Source organism: Agromyces sp. PvR057, assembly GCF_040547485.1.
Lineage (GTDB): Bacteria > Actinomycetota > Actinomycetes > Actinomycetales > Microbacteriaceae > Agromyces.
On sequence record NZ_JBEPPT010000001.1, the window covers coordinates 1691409 to 1715836 of the forward strand.

Sequence of the window (24428 nt, forward strand, 5' to 3'; positions counted from 1 at the left end):
GGGCGGGGCCGGGTCCGGGGCGCTCATGCTCGGCCCCGTGCTCGGAACGGGCGCGGCCCGGCGTACTCGGGCTCTCGATCCTCCACGCCCAGCGCGGACGCCTCATCATCGGTCAGCAGCCCGAGCCCCCCGGAACGCACTTGCGCCCGGATCACGGCGGCAGAGTGCGGGGAGAGCCCGAGCGCGGTTCGCAGCTTCTCAGCGGTGCGCTCAGCGCTGCCCAGCGTCGAGATGAGCGAGGCCCGGGCGGAGCCACGCGGCGAGACCAGCCCCACGGTGTCTAGGTGCTCCCGCAGCGCCTCGGCCACCGCCTCAGCAGACGCCCACGCCAGCAGCGCCGAACGGAACCGTTCGATACCGACCTCGGGCACAGCCTCCACGGTGCGCTCGGCAATCTCACGCGCCAGCGCCGACAGACGCCCCGCCCACGCGCTCACCTCGGTCTCGGTCTCCTCAGCAGCCGGGGGAGCATGACGGCCCCCGTACTCGGAGCGGTCGCACAGTCGGCAGCCTGCCCGCCCGCGCTTGGTGCGGTACTCGTGCGCTGCTCCGTGGCCGCAGCCGGTGCTCTCGGTCATCCGGGGTTCCCCTCCCGTGTCGAGCGGTCCCCCCGGGCCGTGTCCCCATCCTTGCGCGCACAGGGCCGCGCACGCGAGGGTTTCGCCCACATTCCTGTAGCAAACCGCGGTTCGGACTTCCGCGAGATTCCGGGCATGTCGAGCCCCCGAGACCCCCGCCGGCGCCTGCCTCGCGCGCCCTCGGCATCACGTCCGCGCGGGCGCGCGCGAGGTGGCCTCTCCGGTGCGTGGCTGGCACGGCCTCGGTCAGCCCGTCCCGGTCACGATCTCGGCACGCGGGGCTCGGTGAAGTCCACGGGCTCCTCGGGTCGGGGCTCTGTCCGGCGCTCGACGGCTCCGCAGAGAGCGCATCCGCTCCACCCGCTCTCGGCTGGTCGGCTCCACACGTGCGGGCAGGGGTAGCGTCTCGGCTCGGTCATGCGGCGGCGTGGTGCGGCGGCAGCGGTCAGACTCTCGCGCATGGATACCCCCGGGGGTTATGGCTCTCTCGGTCACGCTACGCCGGTCAGATGGGTTCCGGCACCCCGGCGGCGGGCGCGTGGCGGCTCATGATGCCGCCCGAGTGGTCACGTGCTCACAGCCGGAGCGAGCCTGCCCGGAGCGAGGGCAGGGCCACGGCTCGTCGTGCGTGCGGCAGAAGTCCGCCAGCGCGTTCGGGATGGTCGTTACGGCCCAGTCGAGCACGGCGGCGGCGGGTCCGGCCTCGCGTGCGTGCGGGCGTGCGTCGCGTGCCTGCGTGCGTGTATGCGGGGCCAGTAATTGCCTGTCCTTGCCTGTCCTATCCTGTCCTGTGGAATCCCCCCGGATGTCCGGGCGGATGTCCGGGCGGACAACCGGGGGGACAGGGATGTCACGCGTGACGCCGGGGGGCGCGATGTGCTCGCAGGTGTCTGGCGTGCAGAGCGCGTGAACGCCGGACTTGTGCCAGCGACGACGCTTCCGTGCCTGCGAGTCGGCCTCACGGGCGAGCGCGGCGGATTCGAGGTTGGCGCGTGAGGTCTGCGTCTCGGCGAAGTCGAGCATGTGCCAGCCGTCTGGTGTCTCGGCGAGCAATGCAGCAGCCACCAGCACGGCGGCGAGGGCGTCCGTCATCCGGGGAATGCCGGACAGGTCATCGCGCGTCATCGCGCCGTCTGTCCGGTTCGAGACGCACCACGCGCCCGCCGTGACGTAGGCGGCGAGCGCGTCGGCGCTGAGACGGGCGAATCGGCGGTCGAGCAACCAGCGCTCGGGGAACCGGAAGTCAGTCATCGGCGGCCCTCTCGGCTCGCTCAGCCCTCAGCCTGCGAGGCGGTCGGCGTCGGTGGCGTCGGCGTTGGCGACGGGGACGGGGCGCAGGAGTGCGTCAACGTCGGCGACGCGCAGGCGCAGGCCTCGCGGGCCGATGCGGTAGGCGGGCAGTGCGCCGCTGGCGATGCGCGCGCGGATCGTGCCGGGATGGGCGCGCAGGCGTTCGGCGGCCTCGCGGAGCGTCAGCCATTCGCTGCCATTCACCGTGGGCGGCTCGGGGGCGCTCTGCCAGTCGGGGCGGGTTGGGTTGGGCATTGCGGCGTCCCTTCGGTCGGGGTGGGGCTTGGCCGCAACTATACGCGTGAAATGTGCGTTGACCAGCAATAAAACGCTAACCGTGGTTAGTGTGACGCGTGTTGTGCGCGCTAACCGTGGTTAGGACGCTCGATACATGCGTGGCGAGGTGCGAGTGGCGGGGCTGGCGCTCAGCAGCCGTAGGCGGCCCGCTCCCGGGCAAACAGCGAGCCCCCCGTGTGGTTGTCCACGCAGGGGGCTCGAAGCGTCACGGGGGCGCTGCGGGCTCAGGCTCCCATCCGGGCGGCGAGGTCGGCCTCGCGGCCGGTGGTATGCACGTAGCGGCGCACCATGCCCGGGCTCCGCTGCCCCTGCCGCGCCATAATCTCGGCCTCGGTCGCGCCCGCGGCGGCGTACTGGCTGGCGGCAAAGTGTCGGAGCCCGTGCCACGGCAGGTCGGGGCGTCCGGCGGTCTCGCGGGCCGGATAGAACACCTTGGCCACGGTGGACTGCCTCAGGTGCGATTCACCGTCAGCGCCCGTGAACAGCAGCGCGTCGGGGTACGCGCCGACGCGTTCGGCGAGGTGGGCGCGTAGGGCGTCGTACAGGCCCGGCACGGACGACGGCAGCGCCACGACGCGCTCACCTGCGGAGGTCTTCGGCGGCCCGACGACAGCGCCTTGCCCGGCCACGTGCACGACGCCGCGCGACACGTGCAGTTCGATCAGGCCCTCAGCCTCGCGGTAGCCGTGGATATCCTTGCGGCGCAGTTCGGACAGTTCGCCGAATCGCAGGCCGGACCACGCGGCGAGCAGCACCAGCATCCGGTAGCGCTCGGGTACGTGCTCCACGATGGTGGCCAGTTCATCGCGGGTCGGCGGGTTCACGCGCTTGCCGGTGCGGGTGCTGGCAGCGCCGCGGATCGTGCAGGGGGAGGCGTCAATCAGGCCACGGTCAACGGCGCTGCCCATGATCGCGGACAGCAGCGTGTAGGCGCGGGCCGCCTGTGTGCGCGTGCCGGACATGAGCAGCGGCGTGCGCCAATCCTCCACGACGGCGCGCGTGATGCTCGGCAGCGGCAGGTCAGCCAGCGGCGCGAGGGGCCCGGCGAGCAGCCGCCGGTACTCGGCCAGCGTGGTGGGGCGTAGGGCCTTGCCGCCAACGCTGGTGCGCCCGTCGAGCCAGCGCGTGGCGAACGCGGCGAACGGCAGGGCTCGGCGCTCATGCTCGGCTCGCTCGGTATCGGCTGACTGCCACGTGCCCGATGCGATGCGGGCTTGCACGCCGCGCAGGTACGCGCGGGCATCGCCCATGGTCTGGAACGTCGTGGGGGCGCTGTGGCGCTTGCCATCGGGGCCCATGTACGTCGCCTGATACCGGCCGGACTCGCGCTTGCGGAGAGTGCCGAACGTCTCGCGGCGCTTGGTCTGGCGGCCGGTCACGCGTGAGGCTCGGGCATCATGCGGGCATCATCTAGTTCATTCTTAGGCGCTCTAATCACCCCTAAACGATACCAGTAACCCCTGTCCTAACCCCGGTTAGACTGGGTTTTCCGCGCGCGCGTGCGCGATGTCGGCAGGTGCCCGCATACTGATTCGATCCCAGTATCGCCCACCAACACACAGCCCCGGCTCATCGAGCCGGGGCTGTCGTCGTTTCCGGAACGTCACGTTCCGGGAACGTCACCACGGCGCCGGTGCCGGGGGAGCGACGACGGTCGGCCGGTCCTTGCACGTGATGAGGTTCGACAGGTAGGGCGCGAGCCACGGCGCAGCTGCGCGCAAGCGACGTGATCGGCCCGGGCGCTGCGGCTGCGGCGAACCCGCCGCCCGCGCGCGACTACAGTTGAAGGGTTCATCTCACAACACAGGGAGTGGTTCACAGTGGTCGACGGATTCGAGCTCTTCACCGATCGATCCGTTGTCGCGATGCGCGTCAACGGCGAGCTCAAGGACCTGGCCACCACGGTGACGGATGCCGACCAGGTCGAGCCCGTCACGATCGACTCGCCCGACGGGCTCTCGATCCTCCGCCACTCGGCCGCGCACGTGCTCGCCCAGGCGGTGCAGTCGGTCAACCCCGAGGCCAAGCTCGGCATCGGGCCGCCCGTCACCGACGGCTTCTACTACGACTTCGACGTCGCCGAGGCGTTCAGCACCGACGATCTCAAGGCGCTCGACAAGGAGATGGGCCGCATCATCCGCTCCGGCCAGCGGTTCGTGCGTCGTGTCGTGACCGACGACGAGGCGCGGGCCGAACTCGCGGGCGAGCCGTACAAGCTCGAGCTGATCGGACTCAAGGGCACAGGCGGCCACGGCAAGGGCTCCGGCGACGACCACGAGTCCGTCGAGGTCGGCGCCGGCGAGCTGACGATCTACGACAACGTCGACCCGAAGAGCGGCGACGTCGTCTGGAAGGACCTCTGCCGCGGGCCGCACCTGCCGAACACCCGCATGATCGGCAACGGCTGGGCGCTGCAGCGCGTCGCCGGCGCCTACTGGCGCGGCAGCGAGAAGAACCCGCAGTTGCAGCGCATCTACGGCACCGCGTGGCCCACTAAGGACGAGCTGCGCGCCTACCAGCACCGCCTCGAGGAGGCCGCCAAGCGCGACCACCGGAAGCTCGGCAAAGACCTCGACCTGTTCTCGTTCCCCGACGAGATCGGCTCAGGCCTCTCGGTGTGGCACCCCAAGGGCGGCGTGATCCGGGGCGAGATGGAGCAGCACGCGCGACGCCGCCACATCGAGGGCGGCTACACCTACGTCTACACCCCGCACATCTCGAAGGAAGACCTCTTCCTCACCTCGAACCACCTCGTCACGTACAAGGAGGGCATGTTCCCGCCCATCGTGATGGACGAGGAGCGCGATGCCGAGGGCAACATCACCAAGCAGGGCCAGGACTACTACCTGAAGCCCATGAACTGCCCGATGCACATCCTCATCTACAAGGAGCGCGGGCGCAGCTACCGCGACCTGCCGATGCGGCTCGCCGAGAACGGCACCGTGTACCGCAACGAGCTCTCCGGCGCGCTGCACGGCCTCACCCGAGTCCGTGGATTCACGCAGGACGACTCGCACCTGTTCGTCACCCCCGAACAGCTCGAACCCGAGACCACCAGGGTCCTCGACTTCGTCGTCTCCATGCTGCGCGACTTCGGCCTCGAGGACTTCGAGCTCGAACTGTCGATGCGCGACGACGAGAAGTCCAAGTGGATCGGCTCCGACGAGTTCTGGGAGTACTCCACGAACGCGCTCCGCAACGTCGCCCTCGCGAGCGGGCTGAAGCTCACCGAGGTTCCCGGCGAGGCTGCGTTCTACGGTCCGAAGATCGACCTCAAGACCCGCGACGCGATCGGCCGCACCTGGCAGCTCTCGACCGTGCAGGTCGACCCGAACCTCCCCGAGCGGTTCGGCCTCGAGTACACCGGCTCCGATGGCGAGCGGCATCGTCCGATCATGATCCACCGGGCCCTGTTCGGCTCGATCGAGCGCTTCTTCGCGATCCTGCTCGAGCACTACGCGGGGGCGTTCCCGGTGTGGCTGGCCCCGGTGCAGGTCGTCGGCATCCCCGTCGCCGAGCAGTTCTCCGAGTACCTCGACGAGATCATCGCCAAGCTCCGCGCCAAGGGCGTCCGCGCCGAGGTCGACCACTCCGACGACCGAATGCAGAAGAAGATCCGCACGCACACCACGCAGAAGGTGCCCCTGCAGCTCATCGCCGGCGAACAGGACCGCACGGGCGGCACGGTGTCGTTCCGCTTCCGCGACGGCTCGCAGACCAACGGCGTGCCCGTCGACGACGCGGTCGACCTCATCCTCGCCGCGATCTCCGACCGCAAGCTCGTGAACACGGCCGAGGACCTCGCGTGACCGACCGCACGACGAGCCCCGAACCTGCGGACGACGCAGCGCAGGGGCTCGTCGATGCGGCGACCCTCCCGGGCGTGCCCGACGCGTTCCAGCGGCTCTGGACGCCGCACCGCATGGCCTACATCAACGCGGGTGCCGACGCGATGCGGGCCGCCTGCCCGTTCTGCGCGGCTCCCGAGAAGACCGACACCGATGGGCTCATCGTGCATCGGGGCCGTACCGCGTACGTGCTCCTGAACCTGTTCCCCTACAACTCGGGGCACCTGCTCGTGTGCCCGTACCGCCACATCGCGACCTACGACCAGGCGACGCCGGAGGAGGTCGCCGAGATCGGCGAGCTCACCCAGGTCGGCATGCGGGTGCTCCGCGAGGTGTCCCGGTGCGACGGGTTCAACATCGGCATGAACCAGGGCGCCGTGGCCGGCGCGGGCGTCGACGAGCACCTGCACCAGCATGTGGTGCCGCGGTGGGCGTCCGATGCGAACTTCTTCCCGATCATCGCGCGCACCAAGGCCCTGCCCCAGTTGCTCGGCGACGTGCGCGTGGCGATCGCCGAGGCGTGGCCGGCGACCGTCGAGTAGGCGGGCGGCCGATCTCGCGCGCGAGGCGGCGGTTCGATCGTGCAGCGGACGCTCACGGAACGGCCGCGCGCGGCATCCGCTCGACCGCGATGACCGAGCGGATGTCGCGAGTCAGCGGACCTGCGTGACCGTGAACTGCATGCGCGGGTGGGCGTAGGCCTCCTGCGACTCGACGAGCTGCAGTTCGCGCTCGCCCGACTCGTGCGTGCGCTCGAGCAGGTCGAAGACGCTCGACGTCGTGCGCGCGAGGGCGTCGGCGGCGTCGCGCGTGCGGAGGTAGTGCGCTGTGAAGAGCGCGGCGCTGACATCGCCGGAGCCGTTGGCCTTCATGGGCAGCAGGGGAGTCTGCACGATCCACGCACCGGCATCGTCGACCGCGAGCATCTCAATGGTGCCCTCCTCTCGGTCGGGGCGCTCGACGCTCGTGACGAGCACGACCGACGGGCCCGTTGCGCGCACCAGGTCGACCGACGCGAGCGTCGACTCGAGCGTGTCGGGCTGGGTGTCGGTGAGGAAGCCGAGCTCGAACTGGTTCGGGGTGATGAGGTCGGCCGCGGGCACCACGCGGTCGCGGAGCAGGACCGGAATGGCCGGCGCCACGAAGCATCCGGATTTCGCGTTGCCCATGACCGGATCGCACGCGTAGATCGCGTCGGGGTTGGTGGCCTTGACGCGGGCGACGGCGTCGAGGATGACGTCGGCGATGCCCTCGCCGCCCTGGTAGCCCGAGAGCACCGCATCGATCTGCGGGAAGGCGCCGCGTTCGTCGATGCCGGTGATGACCTCTCGCACGTCGTCTGGGCTGATCATCGGACCGCGCCATGCGCCGTAGCCCGTGTGATTGGAGAAGTTGACGGTGTAGACCGGCAGCACCTCGACGCCGATGCGCTGGAGCGGGAAGACGGCGGCGGAGTTGCCGACGTGGCCGTACGCCACCGCCGACTGGATCGAGAGAATCTTCACCGTTCGATCATCGCACCTCGGACGCGGGCGCCCGGCCCTGGAGCGAGTGCGGATCGCGCAGGGCGATCACGGCGCGCACCGAGGCGGCCAGGTCCGCGGCGAGCTTGGCCTGGTCGGCGTCGTCGAGGTCGTGCACGGTGAGCCGCAGGCGCTCGGACGGCGCCCGGTCGCCGAGGGCGAACTCGTCGCCGGGGCGGACGAGCCATCCGCGCCGCATCAGCTGCTCCGAGACGGCGCGAGCCGACGCGCCGAGCGGAACCCAGAGGTTGAGGCCGTCGGCCGGGTCGGTCGGAACGCCCTCGGCGGTGAGCCGGGCGGCGAAGGCGATGTTGCGGTCGGCGTAGTGGTCGCCGGCGCGCTCGATGCGGGCCTGCACCTCGGGGTCGGTCGCGAGCGCGTGCACGAGCCGCTGCAGCAGGTGGCTCACCCAGGTCGTTCCGGGCGTCAGGCGCATCGCGAGCCGGTCGGCGGTCTCGGGATCCGAGGCGGTGACGGCCAGGCACATGTCGGGACCGAGGAACTTCGAGACGGAACGCACGAGCGCCCAGCGCCGATGCTCGGCGCCGATGAGCGAATGATGCGGTCGGCGGGAGAGCAGCGAGTAGTGGTCGTCCTCGATGACGAGCACGTACGGATGCTCGGCCAGCACGGCGCGCAGGTCCGCCGCGCGCTGCGCCGAGAGGCTCGCTCCCGTCGGGTTCTGCGCACGCGGCGTGCAGATCACGGCGCGAACCCCCTGCTCGAGCGCGGCGCGGAGGCCGTCGACGGTCATCCCCTCGTCGTCGACGGGAACGGACACCGGACGATATCCCGCGACGCGCACGGTGTGGATGCTCGTGAGGAAGCACGGGTCCTCGAGCGCGACGGCGTCGTCGCGCGTGAGCGCCTGGGCGAGCAGCCGCTCGACCGCGTCGGCGGCGCCGCTCGTGACGGTGATGCGCATGGGGGTCGCCGGAGGCAGGTCGGTGGTGATCCACTCGCTCGCCCAGCGCTCGAGGCCCGGGTCGATGACGGGTTCGCCGTACAGCACCGGGCGGCGGGCGATGCTCGCGAGCGCGACGGACGGATCGGGGATGTACGAGGCATCGGGATTGCCGGTGCCGATGTCGCGCAGCGCCGTGTCGGCGGCGAACCCCTCCTGGGCGACGGGGGAGCTGCCGGCCACGCGCGTGCCCCCTCGGCCCAACGTGACCACGACGCCTGCGTTCGTGAGCTGCCGGTAGGCGGAGACCGCGGTGTTCCGGTTGACGCCGAGCTGCTCGGCGAGCGTGCGGACGGGCGGGAGCGCGTCGCCGGGTCGGAGGGCGCCGCGCTCGATGAGCGTGCGCAGGCTGTCGGCGATCTCGGCTGCCGAACGTCCCTCGATGTCGACGATCACGTCACCGTCCTCCTGGTTCGTCTGCGGCCGCATGGCACCCATGCTACCTTTTGGCCTAGGACAAACATCCTCTTTGTCTGAACTGCTGCGCATGTCCCCGCGCACGTCCGGAAGGATTCGAAGTGACCGTACCCGAGACGGGCTCCAGCCGCGTGAAGCGCGGCCTCGCCGAGATGCTGAAGGGCGGCGTCATCATGGACGTCGTCACCCCCGAGCAGGCCCGCATCGCCGAGGACGCCGGCGCCGTCGCAGTCATGGCCCTCGAGCGCGTGCCCGCCGACATCCGCGCCCAGGGCGGCGTCGCACGCATGAGCGACCCCGACCTCATCGAGGCGATCATCGCCGAGGTCTCGATCCCCGTCATGGCGAAGGCCCGTATCGGCCACTTCGTCGAGGCGCAGGTGCTGCAGGCCCTCGACGTCGACTACATCGACGAGTCCGAGGTGCTCTCGCCGGCCGACTTCGTGAACCACATCGACAAGTGGGCCTTCAACACGCCGTTCGTGTGCGGTGCGACGAACCTCGGTGAGGCTCTTCGCCGCATCAACGAGGGCGCGGCCATGATCCGCTCCAAGGGCGAGGCCGGCACCGGCGACGTCTCGGAGGCCACCAAGCACATCCGAAAGATCACGTCGGAGATCAACGTGCTCCGTTCGATGACGAAGGACGAGCTCTACGTCGCCGCCAAGGAGCTGCAGGCCCCTTACGACCTGGTCGTCGAGGTCGCCGAGACGGGCAAGCTTCCCGTCGTGCTCTTCACCGCCGGCGGTGTCGCGACCCCCGCGGACGCCGCGATGATGATGCAGCTCGGCGCCGACGGCGTGTTCGTGGGCTCCGGCATCTTCAAGTCGGGCAACCCCGAGGCGCGTGCCGCGGCCGTCGTCAAGGCGACCGCCTTCTACGACGACCCGTCCGTGATCGCCGAGGTCTCGCGCGGCCTCGGCGAGGCCATGGTCGGCATCAACGTCGCCGACCTCGCTGCGCCCCACCGCCTCTCCGAGCGCGGCTGGTGACGACGAACCTCAGAAGCGAGTCGCTCGACGCGGGGGATGCGGCTTCGGCCGGCCCCCGCGTCGGGGTGCTCGCCCTGCAGGGCGACTTCCGCGAGCACGCGAGGGTGCTCGCAGGCCTCGGCGCGCGGGTCTCCCTCGTGCGACGACCCGACGAGCTCGAGGCGATCGACGGCCTGGTGATCCCCGGCGGCGAGTCGAGCGTCATGGACAAGCTCTCGCGCATCTTCGGCCTGCAGCAGCCGCTCCGGGCGGCGATCGCGGCCGGGCTGCCGGTGTACGGCACCTGCGCGGGCCTCATCATGCTGGCCGACACCGTGCTCGACGCGATCGCCGGGCAGGAATCGCTCGGCGGACTCGACGTGGAGGTGCGGCGCAACGCCTTCGGTTCGCAGAACCAGTCGTTCGAGACCGTCCTCGACGTGCCCGCCCTCGGCGGCGACCCCGTGCACGCGGTGTTCATCCGCGGCCCCGTCGTCGAGTCGGTCGGTCCCGGCGCCACGCAGCTCGCCTCGCTCGCCGACGGTCGCGTCGTCGCGGTCGAGCAGGGCAACCTGCTGGGCACGAGCTTCCACCCCGAGATCACGGGGGAGCACCGTTTCCACGAGTACTTCCTCGGCAAGGTGCTGGCGCGCACCGGGGCCTGACCGTTCGGATGCCGCGGCACGGCGCCCGAACGGCGCCGGCAGGCGGCATCCAACGTGCGTCGTCGGTCGGGCATCGGACGAGCGCCCCCTGACAGGCGTCGGCGGTCGGCGCTAGCCTCGACCACGTGACCGAGTACATCGCATTGCTCCGAGGAGTGAACGTCGGCGGCATCACCGTGCGGTCCGCCGAGCTCAAGGCGCTCTTCGAATCGATGGGCTTCGCCTCCGTGCGAACGGTGCTCGCGAGCGGCAACGTCGCGTTCGAGCAGGTCGAGGCCGACGACGACGGCCGCGCCGAGACATCCGCCGCCCTGAAGGAGCGGATCGAACGCGCGCTCGGCGAGCGCTTCGGGTACGAGGCCTGGATCGTGCTGCTGACACGCGCGGAGCTCGCACGAGTGGTCGAGGCCTTCCCGTTCGACGCCGAGCGAGCCGGCTGGCACCCGTACGTGCTCTTCGGTTCGGATGCCGCGCATCTGGCGGAGCTGGCGGCGGCCTCGAGCGACCTCGACGAGGCCGATGACGTCGTGCGCGCCGGCGAGGGCGTGCTGTACTGGCACAACCGGCGCGAGCGCGGCGTCGACAGCGCCTTCGCGAAGGTCGCCGCGAAGGCCAGGTACAAGCCGACGACCACCAACCGCAACCTCCGCACCCTCGCGAAGCTCCTCCCATGAACCCGTCTCGCGTGAACCCGGCCTGAACGTGCCCTGACCTAGAATGGTGTGGCGCGAACCGGAACGCATCGGTCGCGGAGGATTCGATTCAGGAGACGCATGTCCGGGCATTCCAAGTGGGCGACGACCAAGCACAAGAAGGCGATCATCGACTCGCGCCGTGCCAAGTCGTTCGCGAAGCTCATCAAGAACATCGAAGTCGCCGCCAAGATGGGCGGAGCCGATCTGTCGGGCAACCCGACGCTGGTCGACGCCGTCCAGAAGGCGAAGAAGACCTCGGTCCCCAACGACAACATCGATCGTGCCATCAAGCGCGGCGCTGGACTCACCGGTGAGTCCGTCGACTACGCGACGATCATGTACGAGGGCTACGGCCCGAACGGCGTGGCCCTGCTCGTCGAGTGCCTCACCGACAACAAGAACCGCGCCGCCGCAGAGGTGCGCACGCTCATGAGCCGCAACGGCGGCACCATGGCCGACCCTGGTTCCGTGGCCTACAACTTCGCACGCAAGGGCGTCATCGTCGTGGCCAAGGCCGACGGCCTGACCGAAGACGACGTGCTCGGCGCAGTGCTCGACGCGGGTGCCGAAGAGGTCACCGACGAGGGCGAGACCTTCGAGGTCATCACCGAGGCATCCGACATGGTCGCCGCGCGCACCGCGCTGCAGGAGGCCGGCATCGACTACGACTCGGCCGACGCCGCGTTCGTGCCGTCGCTCAAGGTCGAGATCGACGCCGAGACCGCTCGCAAGGTGTTCCGCCTCATCGACGCGCTCGAGGACAGCGACGACGTGCAGAACATCTACAGCAACTTCGACCTCTCGGCCGAAGTGCAGGCCGAGCTCGAGTCGGACGAGTAGGCCGATCGCCGTGCGCGTGCTCGGCATCGACCCGGGGCTCACCAGATGCGGAGTGGGCGTGGTCGATGTCGAGCCCAACCGCACGGCCAGGCTCGTCGACGTCGTCGTGCTGCGCACCCCTGCCGACCTCGACACCCCGAACCGGCTCGTGCGCATCGCCGAGGGCCTCGAGGCGATCCTCGACGAGCATCGGCCGCAGGCGGTTGCGCTCGAGCGCGTCTTCGCGCGCAGCGACGTGTCGACCATCATGGGCACGGCGCAGATCTCCGGTGTCGCGATGCTGCTCGCCGCGCGGCGAAAGCTGCCCGTCGCCCTGCACACCCCGAGTGAGGTGAAGGCGGCGATCACCGGCTACGGCCGCGCCGACAAGGCGCAGGTCGGTGCCATGGTCGCCCGCATCCTGGGGCTCGGCTCGGTGCCGAAGCCGGCGGATGCCGCGGACTCGCTCGCGCTGGCGATCTGCCATGCCTGGCGAACGGGCGGTCTCGCCGGCGCTGCGGTGACCGATGCCGCGAACCCGGATGCCGCGGCGCAGGGCGCCCTCACCCCCGCGCAACGCGCATGGCTCGCCGCCGAGCGCTCCGCGACCGTGTCGGGGGCGGCCCGTAGGGTGAAGGAGTGATCTCCTCCCTCCGTGGACCAGTGCTCGTCGCCGCCGGTACCTCCCTCGTGATCGACGTCGGCGGCGTCGGCATGCAGGTGAGCACGACGCCCGCGCTCGTGCTCGCCGCTCGCGTCGGCCACGAGCTCTTCGTGCACACGACCCTCATCGTGCGCGAAGACGCACTGACTCTCTTCGGGTTCGCCACGCGCGATGAACTCGACGTCTTCGACCTGCTCATCGGCGTCACGGGGGTCGGGCCGCGCTCCGCGCTCGGGGTGCTGTCGGCGATGTCGCCGTCGCAGGTCGCCACGGCCATCGCGGCCGATGACGATGCCGCATTCCGCAAGGTCACGGGCATCGGCCCGAAGACCGCGAAGCTCATCACGGTCTCGCTGGCGGGCAAGCTCGTCGCGCCGAGCGCCGTCGACGTTCCCGTCGCGGCCGGTTCGGCGCGCGGGGTGGTCGACAGCGTGCTCGCGGCGCTCACCGGACTCGGGTGGACGGAGCGTGCAGCCGTCGAGGCCGTCGACGAGGTGATGGCCGAGGCATCCGAAGCCGATTCCGCCTCGATCCCGGCGGTGCTCCGCCTCTCGCTCGCCCGGCTGGGGCCGGCGCAGACCGCCGGGCGGTCGCGATGAGCGACGCCGTCGGCGGTGACGTCGACCTGACCGACCCGGTGCTCGCCTCCGAGGCCGAGCTCGCCTTCGAAGGCGCCCTGCGTCCGCGCAGCCTCGCCGAGTTCGTCGGCCAAACGCGTGTCCGCGGTCAGCTGCAGCTGCTGCTCACCGCGGCGACGCTGCAGCAGCGCACCCCGGACCACATCCTGCTGGCGGGTCCTCCCGGACTCGGCAAGACGACGCTCGCCATGATCGTCGCCCACGAGAGCGGCCGGCCGCTGCGCATGTCGAGCGGCCCGGCGATCCAGCATGCCGGCGACCTGGCCGCGATCCTCAGCTCCCTGGTGCCGGGCGAGGTGCTCTTCATCGACGAGATCCACCGCATGGCGCGCTCCGCCGAGGAGATGCTGTACCTCGCCATGGAGGACTTCCGCATCGACATCATGGTCGGCAAGGGGGCCGGCGCGACCTCCGTACCCCTCGATCTCGCGCCCTTCACCCTCGTCGGCGCGACGACGCGTGCCGGCCTGCTGCCGAACCCCCTGCGCGACCGCTTCGGGTTCACGGCGCATCTCGAGTTCTACGATGACGCGGAGCTCGAGCAGGTGCTCGCCCGCGCCGCCCCGATGCTCGGCCTCGACATCGATCGTGAGGCACTCGTCGAGATCTCGGGCCGATGCCGTGGCACGCCGCGCATCGCGAATCGGCTGTTGCGGCGGGTCCGCGATTATGCGCTCGTGCACACCGGTCGCGCCGACGTGCCCACCGTGCGGTCCGCGCTCGACCTCTACGACGTCGACGCCCTCGGACTCGACCGCCTCGACCGCGCCGTCATGCAGACGATCCTCACGAGGTTCGGCGGCGGCCCAGTGGGGCTGAACACCCTCGCGGTCTCGGTCGGCGAGGAGTCGGAGACGATCGAGGCGGTGGTCGAGCCCTTCCTCGTGCGCATCGGCCTCGTCACGCGCACCCCGCGCGGCCGCGTCGCCACGCCTGCGGCCTGGCGGCATTTCGGCCTCGCGCCGGGGGGCACGGCGCTTCCGATCGATGACCTATAATCCATTGAGGCTTCGTCCTCGCCGCCATCGACTTCGTGCGGTTCGCCGCACTCCGGAAGGTCCTACCCCCTCATGACGCTCGATCCGTTCACTATCATCATGCTCGCCGTCCTGGCGGTGCTGATCTTCTTCATGTTCCGCAACTCGCGCAAGCGTCAGGCCGAGGCGCAGCAGCTGCAGTCGAAGGTCCAGCCCGGTGCACGCGTCATGACGAACTTCGGCGTCTACGGCACCATCGTCTCGATCGACGAAGAAGAGAACCAGGTGCTGCTCGAGGTGTCGCCCGGCACCGTGCTGACCGTGCACCGCCAGACCGTCGCCCGCGTGGTCGAGCCCGCTGTCACCGAAGACGAGACCGAGACGCACGAAGCGCTCGAGGGCGAGCCCGAGTTCGGCGAGCGCGATGAGGCGCACACGAACGACACCCCCGGCGACACGACTCCCGACGTCAAGAAGTCGGACGACTAACCCCCACCTTCCGAGGAACGGCCCACGCCTCTTCGGCGTGGGCTCCTGCAAAGAAAGCAGAACCTGTGGCTGCACCCTCCAAGCGGTCGTCGCGTCCGGCGTCCGTTCGCAAGGCCTGGCGATCGCTCACGTGGCTCGGCGTCATCGTCGTCGGCCTCTTCGCCATCAACGCTGCCGGCGTCATCTGGGGCGGTGGTTCCTGGACGCCCAAGCTCGCGCTCGACCTCGAGGGCGGAACCCAGATCATCCTCGAGCCGCAGCTCGAGAGCGGCCAGACCGCGACCCAGGAGCAGCTCGACCAGGCGGTGTCCATCATCCGCCAGCGCGTCGACGCATCCGGAGTCGCCGAGCCCGAGATCAACACCGAGGGCTCGAACGTCGTCGTTCGCATCCCCGGTGAGCTCGACGACCAGACGCGTGCGCGCATCGAGTCGTCCGCGAAGCTCGAGCTGCGCGCGGTGCTCCTCTCCGACGCCGCGAGCAACCAGCAGATCAGCCCGACCGACGACCCGGCGGCGACCGACCCGGCCGAGGAGCTCTCCTCGACGCCGACGGCGGTTCCGACCGACGGCAGCGACCCCGCGTGGGTGACGCCCGCGCTGCAGGAGGAGTTCGACACCTTCGACTGCTCGACGCTCGACGATGCCGCGACGAACGTCGCGCCCGCAGACGAGCCCCTCGTCACCTGCGACCAGAGCCGCACGGTCAAGTACCTGCTCGGCCCGGTCGAGGCCAGCGGCGAGAACATCGTCGATGCGACCAACGGCCAGGTGCAGACCCAGACCGGTGCCAGCACCGGAACGTGGGCCGTGAACATCCAGTTCGACGACCAGGGCACGAAGGACTTCGCGTCGGTCAGCACGCGCCTCTTCGGCCTGTCCGGGCAGACGCCGCGCGACCAGTTCGCGTTCGTACTCGACGGCGCGGTCCTCACGGCGCCCTCGATGAACGGTGCGATCACCGACGGCCGCCCGCAGATCACCGGAAGCTTCACCCAGGAGTCCTCGAAGGCCCTCGCCGACCAGCTCAAGTTCGGCGCACTGCCCCTGAGCTTCAGCGTGCAGTCGTCCGAGACGATCTCGCCGACGCTCGGCACCTCGCAGCTCCAGGCGGGCCTGCTCGCGGGCCTCATCGGCCTGATCCTCGTCGTGATCTACACGCTGTTCCAATACCGGGCGCTCGGCACCGTCACGATCGCCTCGCTCGTGATCGCCGGCGTGATCACCTACCTGATGATCACGATCCTGTCGTGGCGCGAGGGCTACCGGCTCTCGCTCGCCGGCATCGCGGGTCTGATCGTGGCCATCGGTTTCACGGCGGACTCGTTCATCGTGTACTTCGAGCGCGTCCGAGACGAACTCCGCGACGGCCGACCACTCGTGGGCGCCGTCGAGGCCGGATGGAAGCGCGCATTCCGCACGGTGCTGGCATCGAAGGGCGTCAACCTCCTCGCAGCCGTCGTGCTCTTCGTGCTCGCGGTCGGCAGCGTCAAGGGCTTCGCCTACACGCTCGGTCTGACCACCATCATCGACGTCGTCGTGGTGATCCTCTTCACCCACCCGATGCTGCAGCTGCTCGCGCAGACGAAGTTCTTCTCGAGCGGCAACCCGTGGTCGGGTCTCGACCCGACCGCGCTCGGCGCCGTCTACCGAGGTCGTGCGGAGTTCCGCAAGCCCGTCGCGGTCCCCGCCGGCAAGGTGGCGTCCAGTTCGAAGGAAGCACAGCGTCGTCAGACCATCGCGGAGCGCAAGGCTGACGCGATGTCGGGCGCCGGTTCGAGTGAAGGCAAGGAGTCCTGATGGCGAGCCGTCTGACCACGTTCGGCAACGACCTCTACACGGGCAAGCGCTCGTTCAACTTCGTCGGCGGCCGCAAGAAGTGGTACATCATCGCCGCCGTCCTGATCGTGCTCTCGATCGTGGTGCCCGCCGTTCGCGGCGTGCAGTTCAGCATCGAGTTCCGCGGCGGGTCGCAGTTCCAGATCGCGGATGTCGCGAATCCCGATCCCGCGATCGCCGAAGAGGCCGTCGCGTCGGTGGTTCCCGAAGCGACCACGACCGTCCAGGTCGTCGGCCAGGACGGCATCCGCGTGCAGACCGACCAGCTCGAGCAGGCCGACTCCCTCGCGGTGAGCAAGGCACTGGCCGAGGCGTACGACGTGCCCGAATCCGAGGTGACGTCCTCGTTCATCGGCCCGAGCTGGGGAGCGGATGTCACCAGGCAGGCCCTCGTCGGCCTCGGCGCGTTCCTGCTGCTCGCGGGCATCATCATGGCGATCTACTTCCGAACCTGGAAGATGTCGCTCGCTGCGATCCTGGCGCTCATCGCCGACCTCGTGGTAACCGTGGGCCTCTATGCGGCCGTCGGGTTCGAGGTCAGTCCCGCGGCGACGATCGGTATCCTCACGATCCTCAGCTATTCGCTGTACGACACCGTCGTGGTCTTCGACAAGATCCGTGAGAACACCGCGCAGGACGGCAGCGAGTCGCGTCGAACGTTCGCCGAGTCGGTCAACCTCGCGGTGAACCAGACCCTCGTCCGCTCCATCAACACGAGCGTCGTCGCGGCCCTGCCCGTGGCCTCGATCCTGTTCATCGGTGCCGGCGCCCTCGGTGCCGACACACTGCGCGACATCTCGCTCGCGCTGCTCATCGGCATCCTCGTCGGCACCTGGTCGACGGTGTTCCTCGCCGCTCCGCTGTACTCGCAGTTGCGCGAGGGCGAGCCGGTGATCCGCCGTCACGACCAGAAGGTCCTCAAGGATCGCGAACGGGCCGGCGAATCCGCCGGTGCAGAGGCGGAGCCCGCGAACGCGTGATGTCCGCCCTCGGCGAGATCGGCATGTGCACGCCTCCGGAGCGACGATAATTGAGTTCCGGAGGTGTGCGCATGACTGAGACTGGGGTCAACTCGACCGCATCGCTGCGTCGGCTCGTGCCGCGCATCTTCTCGAAGGCCACGCCTTCAGGGGCGGTCGACACGCTGCTCCGCACGGTGCGCATGCACCATCCGAAGGCCGATCTCGCACTCGTCGAGCGGGCCTACACGGTCGCCGAGCGAGCGCACGAGGGCCAGAAGCGCAAGAGCGGCGAGCCCTACATCACGCACCCCATCGCGGTGGCGCAGATCCTCGCCGACCTCGGCATCGGTTCGAAGACGGTCGCCGCAGCACTGCTGCACGACACCGTCGAAGACACGGCGTACACGCTCGACCAGGTCCGCGCCGACTTCGGCGATGAGATCGCGATGCTCGTCGACGGCGTCACGAAACTCGACAAGGTCAAGTACGGCGACTCGACGCAGGCCGAGACCGTCCGCAAGATGATCGTCGCGATGTCCAAGGACATCCGTGTGCTGATCATCAAGCTCGCCGACCGCCTGCACAACGCGCGCACGTGGGGCTTCGTGCCCGCTGCGTCCGCGACGCGCAAGGCCACCGAGACCCTCGAGATCTACGCGCCGCTCGCGCACCGGCTCGGCATCCAGACGATCAAGTGGGAGCTCGAGGACCTCTCGTTCGCGGTGCTCTACCCGAAGCTCTACGCCGAGATCGAGAGCCTCGTCAAGCAGCGCACGCCCCAGCGCGAGGAGTTCGTGCAGCAGGTCATCGACCTCGTGAACGACGACCTCAAGAGCGCTCGCATCCGCGGCAAGGTGGCTGGGCGACCGAAGCAGTACTACTCGATCTACCAGAAGATGATCGTGCGCGGACGCGACTTCGACGAGATCTACGACCTCGTCGGCATCCGCGTGCTCGTGAACTCGGTTCGCGACTGCTACGCGGTGCTCGGTTCGATCCACGCGCGCTGGACACCGGTGCCCGGTCGCTTCAAGGATTACATCGCGACGCCGAAGTTCAATCTCTACCAGTCGCTCCACACGACCGTCATCGGGCCCAAGGGGCGTCCGGTCGAGATCCAGATCCGCACGCACGACATGCACCAGCGTGCCGAGTACGGTGTCGCCGCGCACTGGAAGTACAAGGAACGGATGGCCACCGGCCGTGCCGATTCCACGAGCACGAGCGCGAACGAGACCGACATGGCCTGGCTCGCCCACATCTCCGACTGGCAGGCCGAGACGGCGGACCCGGGGGAGTTCCTCGATTCCCTGCGGTACGAGATCGGCGCCAAGGAGGTCTACGTCTTCACGCCCAAGGGGCGCGTGATCGGACTGCCGTCGGGGGCGACGCCCGTCGACTTCGCCTACGCCGTGCACACCGAGGTCGGTCACCGCACGATGGGTGCGAAGGTGAACGGCCGTCTCGTGCCGCTCGAGAGCACGCTCGCCAGCGGCGACGTCGTCGAGGTCTTCACCTCGAAGAACCCGGATTCGGGCCCGAGCCAGGACTGGCTCGGCTTCGTGAAGAGCCCGCGTGCGCGCAACAAGATCCGGCAGTGGTTCACCAAGGAACGACGTGACGAGGCCATCGAGCAGGGACGCGATGCGATCGCCAGGGCGATGCGCAAGCAGAACCTCCCGCTCCAGAAGCTGATGAGCCAGGACTCCTTCGCCGAGGTGGCCGCCCAGCTCCGCTACGACGACGTCTCCGCGCTCTACGCCGCCGTCGGCGAGGGGCACGTCTCGACGCAGTCGGTGCTCGAGAAGGTCGTCGCGCTCGTTCGCGATGCCGACGAGGGCGACGAGCCCGAACTCCCGATCCCGACGCGTTCGCGCACCGTGCAGCGGCACTCGGATTCGGGCGTGCTCGTGCGCGGAGCTCCCGACATCCTCGTGAAGCTCGCGCGATGCTGCACGCCGGTGCCCGGCGATGCGATCGTGGGCTTCATCACGCGCGGATCCGGCGTCTCGGTGCACCAGTCGACCTGCCACAACGTGCAATCGCTGATGCGCGAACCCGAGCGCATGATCGACGTCGAGTGGGCGCCGAGCTCGAAGAGCGTGTTCCTCGTCCAGATCCAGATCGAGGCGCTCGATCGTGCCGGGCTGCTCTCCGACGTGACGCGCGTGCTCTCGGAGCACCACGTGAACATCCTCTCGGCGAGCGTGTCCACGTCGACCGACCGGCTGGCGCTCAGCCGGTTCGTCTTCGAGATGGGCGATACCACCCACCTCGATCGCGTGCTCAACGCGGTTCGCCGCATCGACGCGGTCTACGACGTCTACCGCGTCAGCGACGGCTGAGCCCGGCGGCGACCGCGCGATCGAGCCGGGCGAGCGCGCGTGCCTTGTGCGGCATGCGAGGCGTCTCCTCGAGCTTGCGTCGCACCGTCGGTTCGAGTCCGTCGTGCTCGCGGAGCAGTGAGGCGACCGCCGAGATCGTCTCGGCATCTGGCGCGAACGTATCGCGCAGCAGGTCGAACGTGGTGCGGAGGAGCGACGTGCAGCCGACCTGTCCGAACGAGACCACCTCGCCCTCGTCGAGCCGGACCTCGCGAACCGCGATGGCCGGATCGGAGATCACCGAGATCCGCGCATCGATCGGCACGCAGAACTGCGCGACGCGGGGTGGCGCGAGGCTCGCTCCATGCACCCAGGCCGCCGACATCCGTTCGATGATGAGCGCGCGAGGCGCGCTCTTCGCCACGGCCAGCGCACGGAACGCCGGGACATCGGGCTCGTCGATGGGAGCCCACGCTCCTGCGATCGCGACGAGGTCGCCGTCGATCCTGGCCGCGCAGAGCTCGGCGATCGAGAAGTCGTCGGTGCCGAGCACCGAGGAGAGTTTCACCATGTCCCCATGATCGGGCCGGTTGCCGCGCCGCATACGGGGATCGGCCCGATTGTGGACAACTCCGAAGCCGACCGGGCCGGGCGGCGCGTCGGGGATCCGTCGACGACCCGCGAGAGGCGAAGGCGAGCGCGCCGGGCGACTCGGGAACGACGATGGCCCCCGGCCACGACGCCAGGAGGCGTCATGGCCGAGGGCCACGAAGAGTGCGGGAGCCGATCAGCCGCCGACGGCCTTCAGCCAGGCGCGTCGTGCTTCGAGCGCCTCCTTGGCTTCGGCAGTGGCCCGTGCGTCGCCGGCCGCCTCTGCGGCCGCGAGGTCCGCCTCGAGCTTGGCGATCGCATCGTGGAGCTGGCCGAGCATGCCCTCGGACCGGGCCTTCTTCTCGGGGTCCTCGCGTTCCCAGCGCTCGTCTTCGAGCGAGCGCACATGGTTCTCGACCTTGCGCAGCCGGTCTTCGACGGGGCGGACCTGATCGCGGGGGACGCGACCGATCTCGTCCCATTCGCGCTGGACCTTGTTGAGCGCCGCGCGCGCCTGCTTGGGGTCCTTCTCGCCGAGGATCTTGTCGGCCTCGTCGAGCAGCGCCAGCTTGGCCGTGAGGTTCGCCTGGTACTCCTCGTCGTCGCGTGCGTCGATCTCCGCCTTGGCACCGAACAGCACGTCGCCGGCGGCCTTGAACTTCGCCCAGAGCGCGTCGTCGAGCTTCTTGCCGGCGCGGCCGGCCTGCTTCCACTCGTCGAGCAGCAGGCGGTAGTCGCCGATGCCGTCGGCACCGCGCGGGGCGAGTGCCTCGGCACGCTCGATCAGCCGCTGCTTGCGCGTGCGCACGTCGCGGTGGGAGGCGTCGAGGTCGGCGAAGAACGCCTTGCGGTGCGTCTCGATGGTCGAGCGCGCGGCCCGGAACCGCTTCCAGAGGTCGTTGGCGTCGTTCTTCGGAAGACGGGGGCCGTCCTGCTGGTGGCGCTGCCACGCGGCGAAGAGCCCGTCGAGTTCGGAGGACGTCTGCTTCCACTGCGTCTTCGCCGGATCCTGCGCTGCGAGCGCCTCGGCCTTCTCGACGATGCGCGTGCGCTCGGCGAGGGCGTCGGCGAGTGCGGCCTTGGTCTCGGCCTGCTGCTGCTCGGTCAGCTCCTTGGTGGTTCCGGAGAGCGCCTCGAGCCGCTTCGCGAGCGCCTCGAGATCGCCGACGGCGTGCGCTGAGGCGACGGACGCCTTCAGGGTCTCGACCGCCTTCGCGACATCCGCCGCGGGAGCCCCGCGCCGTGCCCGCTGCTCGAGCAGGCTCACCTGGCCGGCGAGATCTGCGTACTTTCGCTCGAAGTAGGCCAGCGCCTCTTCGGGCGTCGCGTCGGGGTACTGCCCGACTTCGCGCTCACCGTCGTTCGTGCGAACGAAGACGGTGCCCGTCTCGTCGACGCGTCCCCACGGCTGCTGTGCTGAATCGGTCACGGCCTCACCCTGTCGTGCTCTGAAGCCGCCCATCGGGCGGCATTGACGGTTCCAACCCTATTGCACCACCGGGCGGGGGTGCGGGCGAAGGTCACTCGACGGTCACCGAGGTGATGGCGACCGGAACGACCGGCGCTCCATCGGTCGCCCCGTCGACGACACCCGCGTCGATGACGCCGGCGGTGAGCTGGTCGAGCCCGCTCGTGACCTTGCCGATCACGGTGTACCCGCCGATGCCGTCCTCCGAGGGCAGGGTCGTGTCGCCGTACACGATGAAGAACTGGCTGCCCTGGCTGTAGGCGTTTCCGCCCTGCCTGGCCATGGCGATCGTGCCCGCCGGGTAGACGCCGTCGGCTGGGTCGTTCTCGATCGGACCGTAGCTGTAGCCGGGGCCGCCGGTTCCGTCGCCGTTCGGGTCGCCGCACTGGAGCACGAAGATGCCGTCCGTCGTGAGGCGATGGCATCCGACGCCGTCGTAGAACCCGGACTGGATCAGGCTGATCTCACTGGAGACGGCCTGCGGCGCGGCGGCGCCGTCGAGCTCGATGCCGAGGGGGATGTCGTTGAGCGTGAGCGTGCCGGTCCAGGTGCGATCCTCGGCGATGTCCGACGACGGCACGTCGCCGGTGTTCTCGCCCGCGGCCTCGGTCGGCGGAGCGGTCGTCGCCTCCGGGCTCGCGACGGGCTCCGGCGTGCCGGGCCCGCCGTTGAAGAAGAACAGCTGTGCGGCGGTGGCGAGCGCGAGCACCACGACGAGCGCGATGGCGGCGATCACGTTGTCGCGCGTGCGACGGCGGATCTTGCCCTCGTGCACCTGCTGCCGGGCCTGGTAGGTGCGAAGTCGCGCTCGTTCCTCGCGCGCCTGACGGTCGTTGGATACCACGCATGCTCCTTCGGGGGGACTCCTGCGAGCAGACTCTACGCAAGCGCGCGTTCCGGCACCAATCGCCCCGCCAGCATGTCGCCTCGTCTCCGCTCGCCTCGGGCGTCGGATGCCGCGGCTACGCTGGAACGCATGGTGAACACGGCGCAGGGCCTGCGTTCGGGCGCGACCCCGTTGGCCGTCCGCATGCGGCCGACGAGTCTCGACGAGGTCGCGGGCCAGCGTCACCTGCTGTCGCCCGGCTCGCCGCTCGTCGCCCTCGCTGGCGACCGCACGGGGGAGTCCGGGTCGGTCTCCGTGATCCTCTGGGGCCCGCCCGGCACGGGCAAGACCACCCTCGCGCAGGCGATCGCGCGGTCGTCGGGGCGCAAGTTCGTCGAGCTCTCGGCGGTCAGCGCCGGCGTCCGCGACGTGCGCCAGGTCATGGAGGAGGCGCGCGCCAGTCGCGACCTCTACGGCGTCTCGACCGTGCTCTTCCTCGACGAGATCCACCGATTCACGAAGGCGCAGCAGGACGCGCTGCTGCCCGGCGTCGAGAACGGGTGGGTGATCCTCGTCGCCGCCACGACCGAGAACCCCTCGTTCTCGGTGATCTCGCCCCTGCTCTCCCGGTCGCTGCTGCTGACCCTCGAACTGCTCTCCGACGACGATCTCGGGGTGCTCGTCGATCGCGCGGTCGCGGATCCCCGCGGGTTGGCCGGCCGGGTCGACCTCGAGCCCGAGGCCCGCGCCGCGATCGTCCGGCTGGCCTCCGGCGATGCGCGGCGTGCGCTCACCGCGCTCGAGGCGGCGGCGGTCGCCGCTGCCGGGGTGCTGGCCGATGCCGGGCGCGAGGCCGACGTCGGCGACGAGGAGCACGACGGCGAGGTCGAAGGCGATGGGCCGGATGCCGCAGCCCGTCCTCGTGCGGTCATCACGGCCGAACTCGTGGCCCGTGCCGTCGACCGCGCGCTGCTGCGATACGACCGCAACGGCGACGAGCACTACGACGTCATCAGCGCGTTCATCAAGTCGGTGCGGGGGAGCGACGTCGACGCCGCGCTGCACTACCTGGCTCGCATGATCGAGGCGGGCGAGGACGCCCGCTTCATCGCGCGTCGCATCATCGTCCTGGCATCCGAGGACATCGGCCTGGCCGATCCGACGGCGCTCGGCGTGGCCGTCGCGGCGGCCGACGCCGTGCAGTTCATCGGCATGCCCGAGGGGCGCATCCCGCTCGCGCAGGCGGTCGTGCACCTCGCGACCGCGCCGAAGTCGAACGCCGCGTACCTCGGCATCGACAAGGCCATCGCCGACGTCCGTGCCGGCAAGGCCGGTCGGGTGCCGAAGCACCTGCGCGACGCGCACTACCCGGGGGCCAAGCGCCTCGGCCACGGCAAGGGCTACCTCTACCCCCACGACGACCCGATCGGCGTGGTCGGCCAGGAGTACCTGCCCGACTCGCTGCGGGGGGCCGTGTACTACGAGCCGACCGAGCACGGCAACGAACGCGAGGTGTCGTCGCGCCTCGCGAAACTCCGCCGCATCGTGCGCGGCGGGTCGAAGGGTCGCTAGTCGCGCGGCGAC

The 24428-nt window shown here is 69.9% G+C and carries 23 protein-coding genes; 14 read left to right on the forward strand and 9 right to left on the reverse strand.

Annotated features, from left to right (window positions below; all coding sequences use genetic code 11):
• Positions 1-23 precede the first annotated feature (23 nt).
• From ABIC29_RS07685 to ABIC29_RS07700, 4 genes are all read right to left on the reverse strand, one after another.
• On the reverse strand, positions 24-578 hold the full coding sequence (locus ABIC29_RS07685; RefSeq protein WP_354244072.1) for a hypothetical protein: 555 nt from the start codon (positions 576-578) through the stop codon (positions 24-26).
• A gap of 546 nt (positions 579-1124) precedes the next feature.
• Positions 1125-1829 (reverse strand): hypothetical protein, encoded by a 705-nt coding sequence (locus tag ABIC29_RS07690; RefSeq protein ID WP_354244075.1) that lies wholly within the window; start codon positions 1827-1829, stop codon positions 1125-1127.
• Between the two features lie 27 nt (positions 1830-1856).
• On the reverse strand, positions 1857-2123 hold the full coding sequence (locus ABIC29_RS07695) for a helix-turn-helix domain-containing protein (protein WP_354244078.1): 267 nt from the start codon (positions 2121-2123) through the stop codon (positions 1857-1859).
• A gap of 266 nt (positions 2124-2389) precedes the next feature.
• Positions 2390-3544, reverse strand: a complete 1155-nt coding sequence (locus ABIC29_RS07700; protein WP_354244080.1) for a site-specific integrase — start codon at positions 3542-3544, stop codon at positions 2390-2392.
• A 486-nt stretch (positions 3545-4030) separates the two neighbouring features.
• Between ABIC29_RS07700 and thrS the strand changes: the two genes are divergently transcribed.
• Together thrS and ABIC29_RS07710 are read left to right on the forward strand one after the other, a co-directional pair.
• A complete protein-coding gene (gene thrS / locus ABIC29_RS07705; RefSeq protein ID WP_354244627.1) occupies positions 4031-5974 on the forward strand; it encodes a threonine--tRNA ligase in 1944 nt (647 codons plus the stop codon).
• The gene (locus tag ABIC29_RS07710; protein ID WP_116081580.1) at positions 5971-6555 is read left to right on the forward strand and encodes an HIT family protein; all 585 of its coding nucleotides are present in this window, start codon (positions 5971-5973) and stop codon (positions 6553-6555) included. Before thrS ends, ABIC29_RS07710 begins: the two co-directional genes overlap by 4 nt.
• Before the next feature lie 111 nt (positions 6556-6666).
• On the opposite strand, the gene pdxY is transcribed toward ABIC29_RS07710, so the two are convergent.
• Together pdxY and ABIC29_RS07720 are read right to left on the reverse strand one after the other, a co-directional pair.
• The gene (gene pdxY, locus ABIC29_RS07715; protein WP_354244084.1) at positions 6667-7518 is read right to left on the reverse strand and encodes a pyridoxal kinase PdxY; all 852 of its coding nucleotides are present in this window, start codon (positions 7516-7518) and stop codon (positions 6667-6669) included.
• A 7-nt stretch (positions 7519-7525) separates the two neighbouring features.
• The gene (locus ABIC29_RS07720; RefSeq protein ID WP_502915455.1) at positions 7526-8938 is read right to left on the reverse strand and encodes an aminotransferase class I/II-fold pyridoxal phosphate-dependent enzyme; all 1413 of its coding nucleotides are present in this window, start codon (positions 8936-8938) and stop codon (positions 7526-7528) included.
• Positions 8939-9018: 80 nt separating this feature from the next.
• Between ABIC29_RS07720 and pdxS the strand changes: the two genes are divergently transcribed.
• From pdxS to ABIC29_RS07775, 11 genes are all read left to right on the forward strand, one after another.
• A complete protein-coding gene (gene pdxS, locus ABIC29_RS07725; protein WP_116081582.1) occupies positions 9019-9909 on the forward strand; it encodes a pyridoxal 5'-phosphate synthase lyase subunit PdxS in 891 nt (296 codons plus the stop codon).
• Positions 9906-10553: a pyridoxal 5'-phosphate synthase glutaminase subunit PdxT gene (gene pdxT / locus ABIC29_RS07730; RefSeq protein ID WP_354244089.1), complete on the forward strand. Its 648-nt coding sequence runs from the start codon at positions 9906-9908 to the stop codon at positions 10551-10553. Before pdxS ends, pdxT begins: the two co-directional genes overlap by 4 nt.
• Before the next feature lie 125 nt (positions 10554-10678).
• Complete coding sequence (locus tag ABIC29_RS07735) at positions 10679-11227, forward strand: DUF1697 domain-containing protein (protein WP_116081584.1); 549 nt, start codon at positions 10679-10681, stop codon at positions 11225-11227.
• Positions 11228-11326: 99 nt separating this feature from the next.
• Positions 11327-12088 carry a YebC/PmpR family DNA-binding transcriptional regulator gene (locus ABIC29_RS07740; RefSeq protein ID WP_116081585.1) on the forward strand — a complete coding sequence of 254 codons (762 nt, stop codon included), beginning with the start codon at positions 11327-11329 and terminating at the stop codon, positions 12086-12088.
• Positions 12089-12098: 10 nt separating this feature from the next.
• Entirely contained in the window at positions 12099-12710 is a 612-nt protein-coding gene (gene ruvC / locus ABIC29_RS07745) for a crossover junction endodeoxyribonuclease RuvC (RefSeq protein WP_354244092.1), read from the forward strand.
• Positions 12707-13330 carry a Holliday junction branch migration protein RuvA gene (gene ruvA, locus ABIC29_RS07750; protein WP_116081586.1) on the forward strand — a complete coding sequence of 208 codons (624 nt, stop codon included), beginning with the start codon at positions 12707-12709 and terminating at the stop codon, positions 13328-13330. Before ruvC ends, ruvA begins: the two co-directional genes overlap by 4 nt.
• Positions 13327-14367 carry a Holliday junction branch migration DNA helicase RuvB gene (gene ruvB / locus ABIC29_RS07755; RefSeq protein ID WP_116081587.1) on the forward strand — a complete coding sequence of 347 codons (1041 nt, stop codon included), beginning with the start codon at positions 13327-13329 and terminating at the stop codon, positions 14365-14367. Before ruvA ends, ruvB begins: the two co-directional genes overlap by 4 nt.
• Positions 14368-14466: 99 nt before the next feature.
• Complete coding sequence (yajC, locus tag ABIC29_RS07760; protein ID WP_354244095.1) at positions 14467-14835, forward strand: preprotein translocase subunit YajC; 369 nt, start codon at positions 14467-14469, stop codon at positions 14833-14835.
• A gap of 65 nt (positions 14836-14900) precedes the next feature.
• A complete protein-coding gene (secD, locus tag ABIC29_RS07765; RefSeq protein WP_116081589.1) occupies positions 14901-16634 on the forward strand; it encodes a protein translocase subunit SecD in 1734 nt (577 codons plus the stop codon).
• Positions 16634-17653 carry a protein translocase subunit SecF gene (secF, locus tag ABIC29_RS07770; protein ID WP_116081590.1) on the forward strand — a complete coding sequence of 340 codons (1020 nt, stop codon included), beginning with the start codon at positions 16634-16636 and terminating at the stop codon, positions 17651-17653. Before secD ends, secF begins: the two co-directional genes overlap by 1 nt.
• 71 nt (positions 17654-17724) lie before the next feature.
• The gene (locus ABIC29_RS07775; protein WP_116081591.1) at positions 17725-19980 is read left to right on the forward strand and encodes a RelA/SpoT family protein; all 2256 of its coding nucleotides are present in this window, start codon (positions 17725-17727) and stop codon (positions 19978-19980) included.
• Here the strand turns inward: ABIC29_RS07775 and ABIC29_RS07780 are convergent.
• From ABIC29_RS07780 to ABIC29_RS07790, 3 genes are all read right to left on the reverse strand, one after another.
• On the reverse strand, positions 19967-20530 hold the full coding sequence (locus ABIC29_RS07780) for a hypothetical protein (protein WP_116081592.1): 564 nt from the start codon (positions 20528-20530) through the stop codon (positions 19967-19969). The genes ABIC29_RS07775 and ABIC29_RS07780 overlap by 14 nt on opposite strands.
• A gap of 216 nt (positions 20531-20746) precedes the next feature.
• Positions 20747-21979 (reverse strand): DUF349 domain-containing protein, encoded by a 1233-nt coding sequence (locus ABIC29_RS07785; protein ID WP_354244100.1) that lies wholly within the window; start codon positions 21977-21979, stop codon positions 20747-20749.
• 91 nt (positions 21980-22070) lie between these two features.
• Positions 22071-22862 (reverse strand): peptidylprolyl isomerase, encoded by a 792-nt coding sequence (locus tag ABIC29_RS07790; RefSeq protein WP_116081594.1) that lies wholly within the window; start codon positions 22860-22862, stop codon positions 22071-22073.
• Between the two features lie 132 nt (positions 22863-22994).
• Between ABIC29_RS07790 and ABIC29_RS07795 the strand changes: the two genes are divergently transcribed.
• The gene (locus ABIC29_RS07795) at positions 22995-24416 is read left to right on the forward strand and encodes a replication-associated recombination protein A (RefSeq protein ID WP_354244103.1); all 1422 of its coding nucleotides are present in this window, start codon (positions 22995-22997) and stop codon (positions 24414-24416) included.
• Positions 24417-24428 lie beyond the last annotated feature (12 nt).

Excerpts from the sequence above, each read along its gene's own strand:
- ABIC29_RS07695 (WP_354244078.1), bottom strand. The coding sequence starts at position 2,123 with ATGCCCAACCCAACCCGCCCCGACTGGCAGAGCGCCCCCGAGCCGCCC.
- ABIC29_RS07775 (WP_116081591.1), top strand. The coding sequence starts at position 17,725 with ATGACTGAGACTGGGGTCAACTCGACCGCATCGCTGCGTCGGCTCGTG.
- ABIC29_RS07690 (WP_354244075.1), bottom strand. The coding sequence starts at position 1,829 with ATGACTGACTTCCGGTTCCCCGAGCGCTGGTTGCTCGACCGCCGATTC.
- yajC (WP_354244095.1), top strand. The coding sequence starts at position 14,467 with ATGCTCGCCGTCCTGGCGGTGCTGATCTTCTTCATGTTCCGCAACTCG.
- ruvB (WP_116081587.1), top strand. The coding sequence starts at position 13,327 with ATGAGCGACGCCGTCGGCGGTGACGTCGACCTGACCGACCCGGTGCTC.
- ABIC29_RS07720 (WP_502915455.1), bottom strand. The coding sequence starts at position 8,938 with ATGGGTGCCATGCGGCCGCAGACGAACCAGGAGGACGGTGACGTGATC.
- ABIC29_RS07780 (WP_116081592.1), bottom strand. The coding sequence starts at position 20,530 with ATGGTGAAACTCTCCTCGGTGCTCGGCACCGACGACTTCTCGATCGCC.
- ABIC29_RS07685 (WP_354244072.1), bottom strand. The coding sequence starts at position 578 with ATGACCGAGAGCACCGGCTGCGGCCACGGAGCAGCGCACGAGTACCGC.
- ABIC29_RS07740 (WP_116081585.1), top strand. The coding sequence starts at position 11,327 with ATGTCCGGGCATTCCAAGTGGGCGACGACCAAGCACAAGAAGGCGATC.
- secF (WP_116081590.1), top strand. The coding sequence starts at position 16,634 with ATGGCGAGCCGTCTGACCACGTTCGGCAACGACCTCTACACGGGCAAG.
- thrS (WP_354244627.1), top strand. The coding sequence starts at position 4,031 with ATGCGCGTCAACGGCGAGCTCAAGGACCTGGCCACCACGGTGACGGAT.
- ABIC29_RS07795 (WP_354244103.1), top strand. The coding sequence starts at position 22,995 with ATGGTGAACACGGCGCAGGGCCTGCGTTCGGGCGCGACCCCGTTGGCC.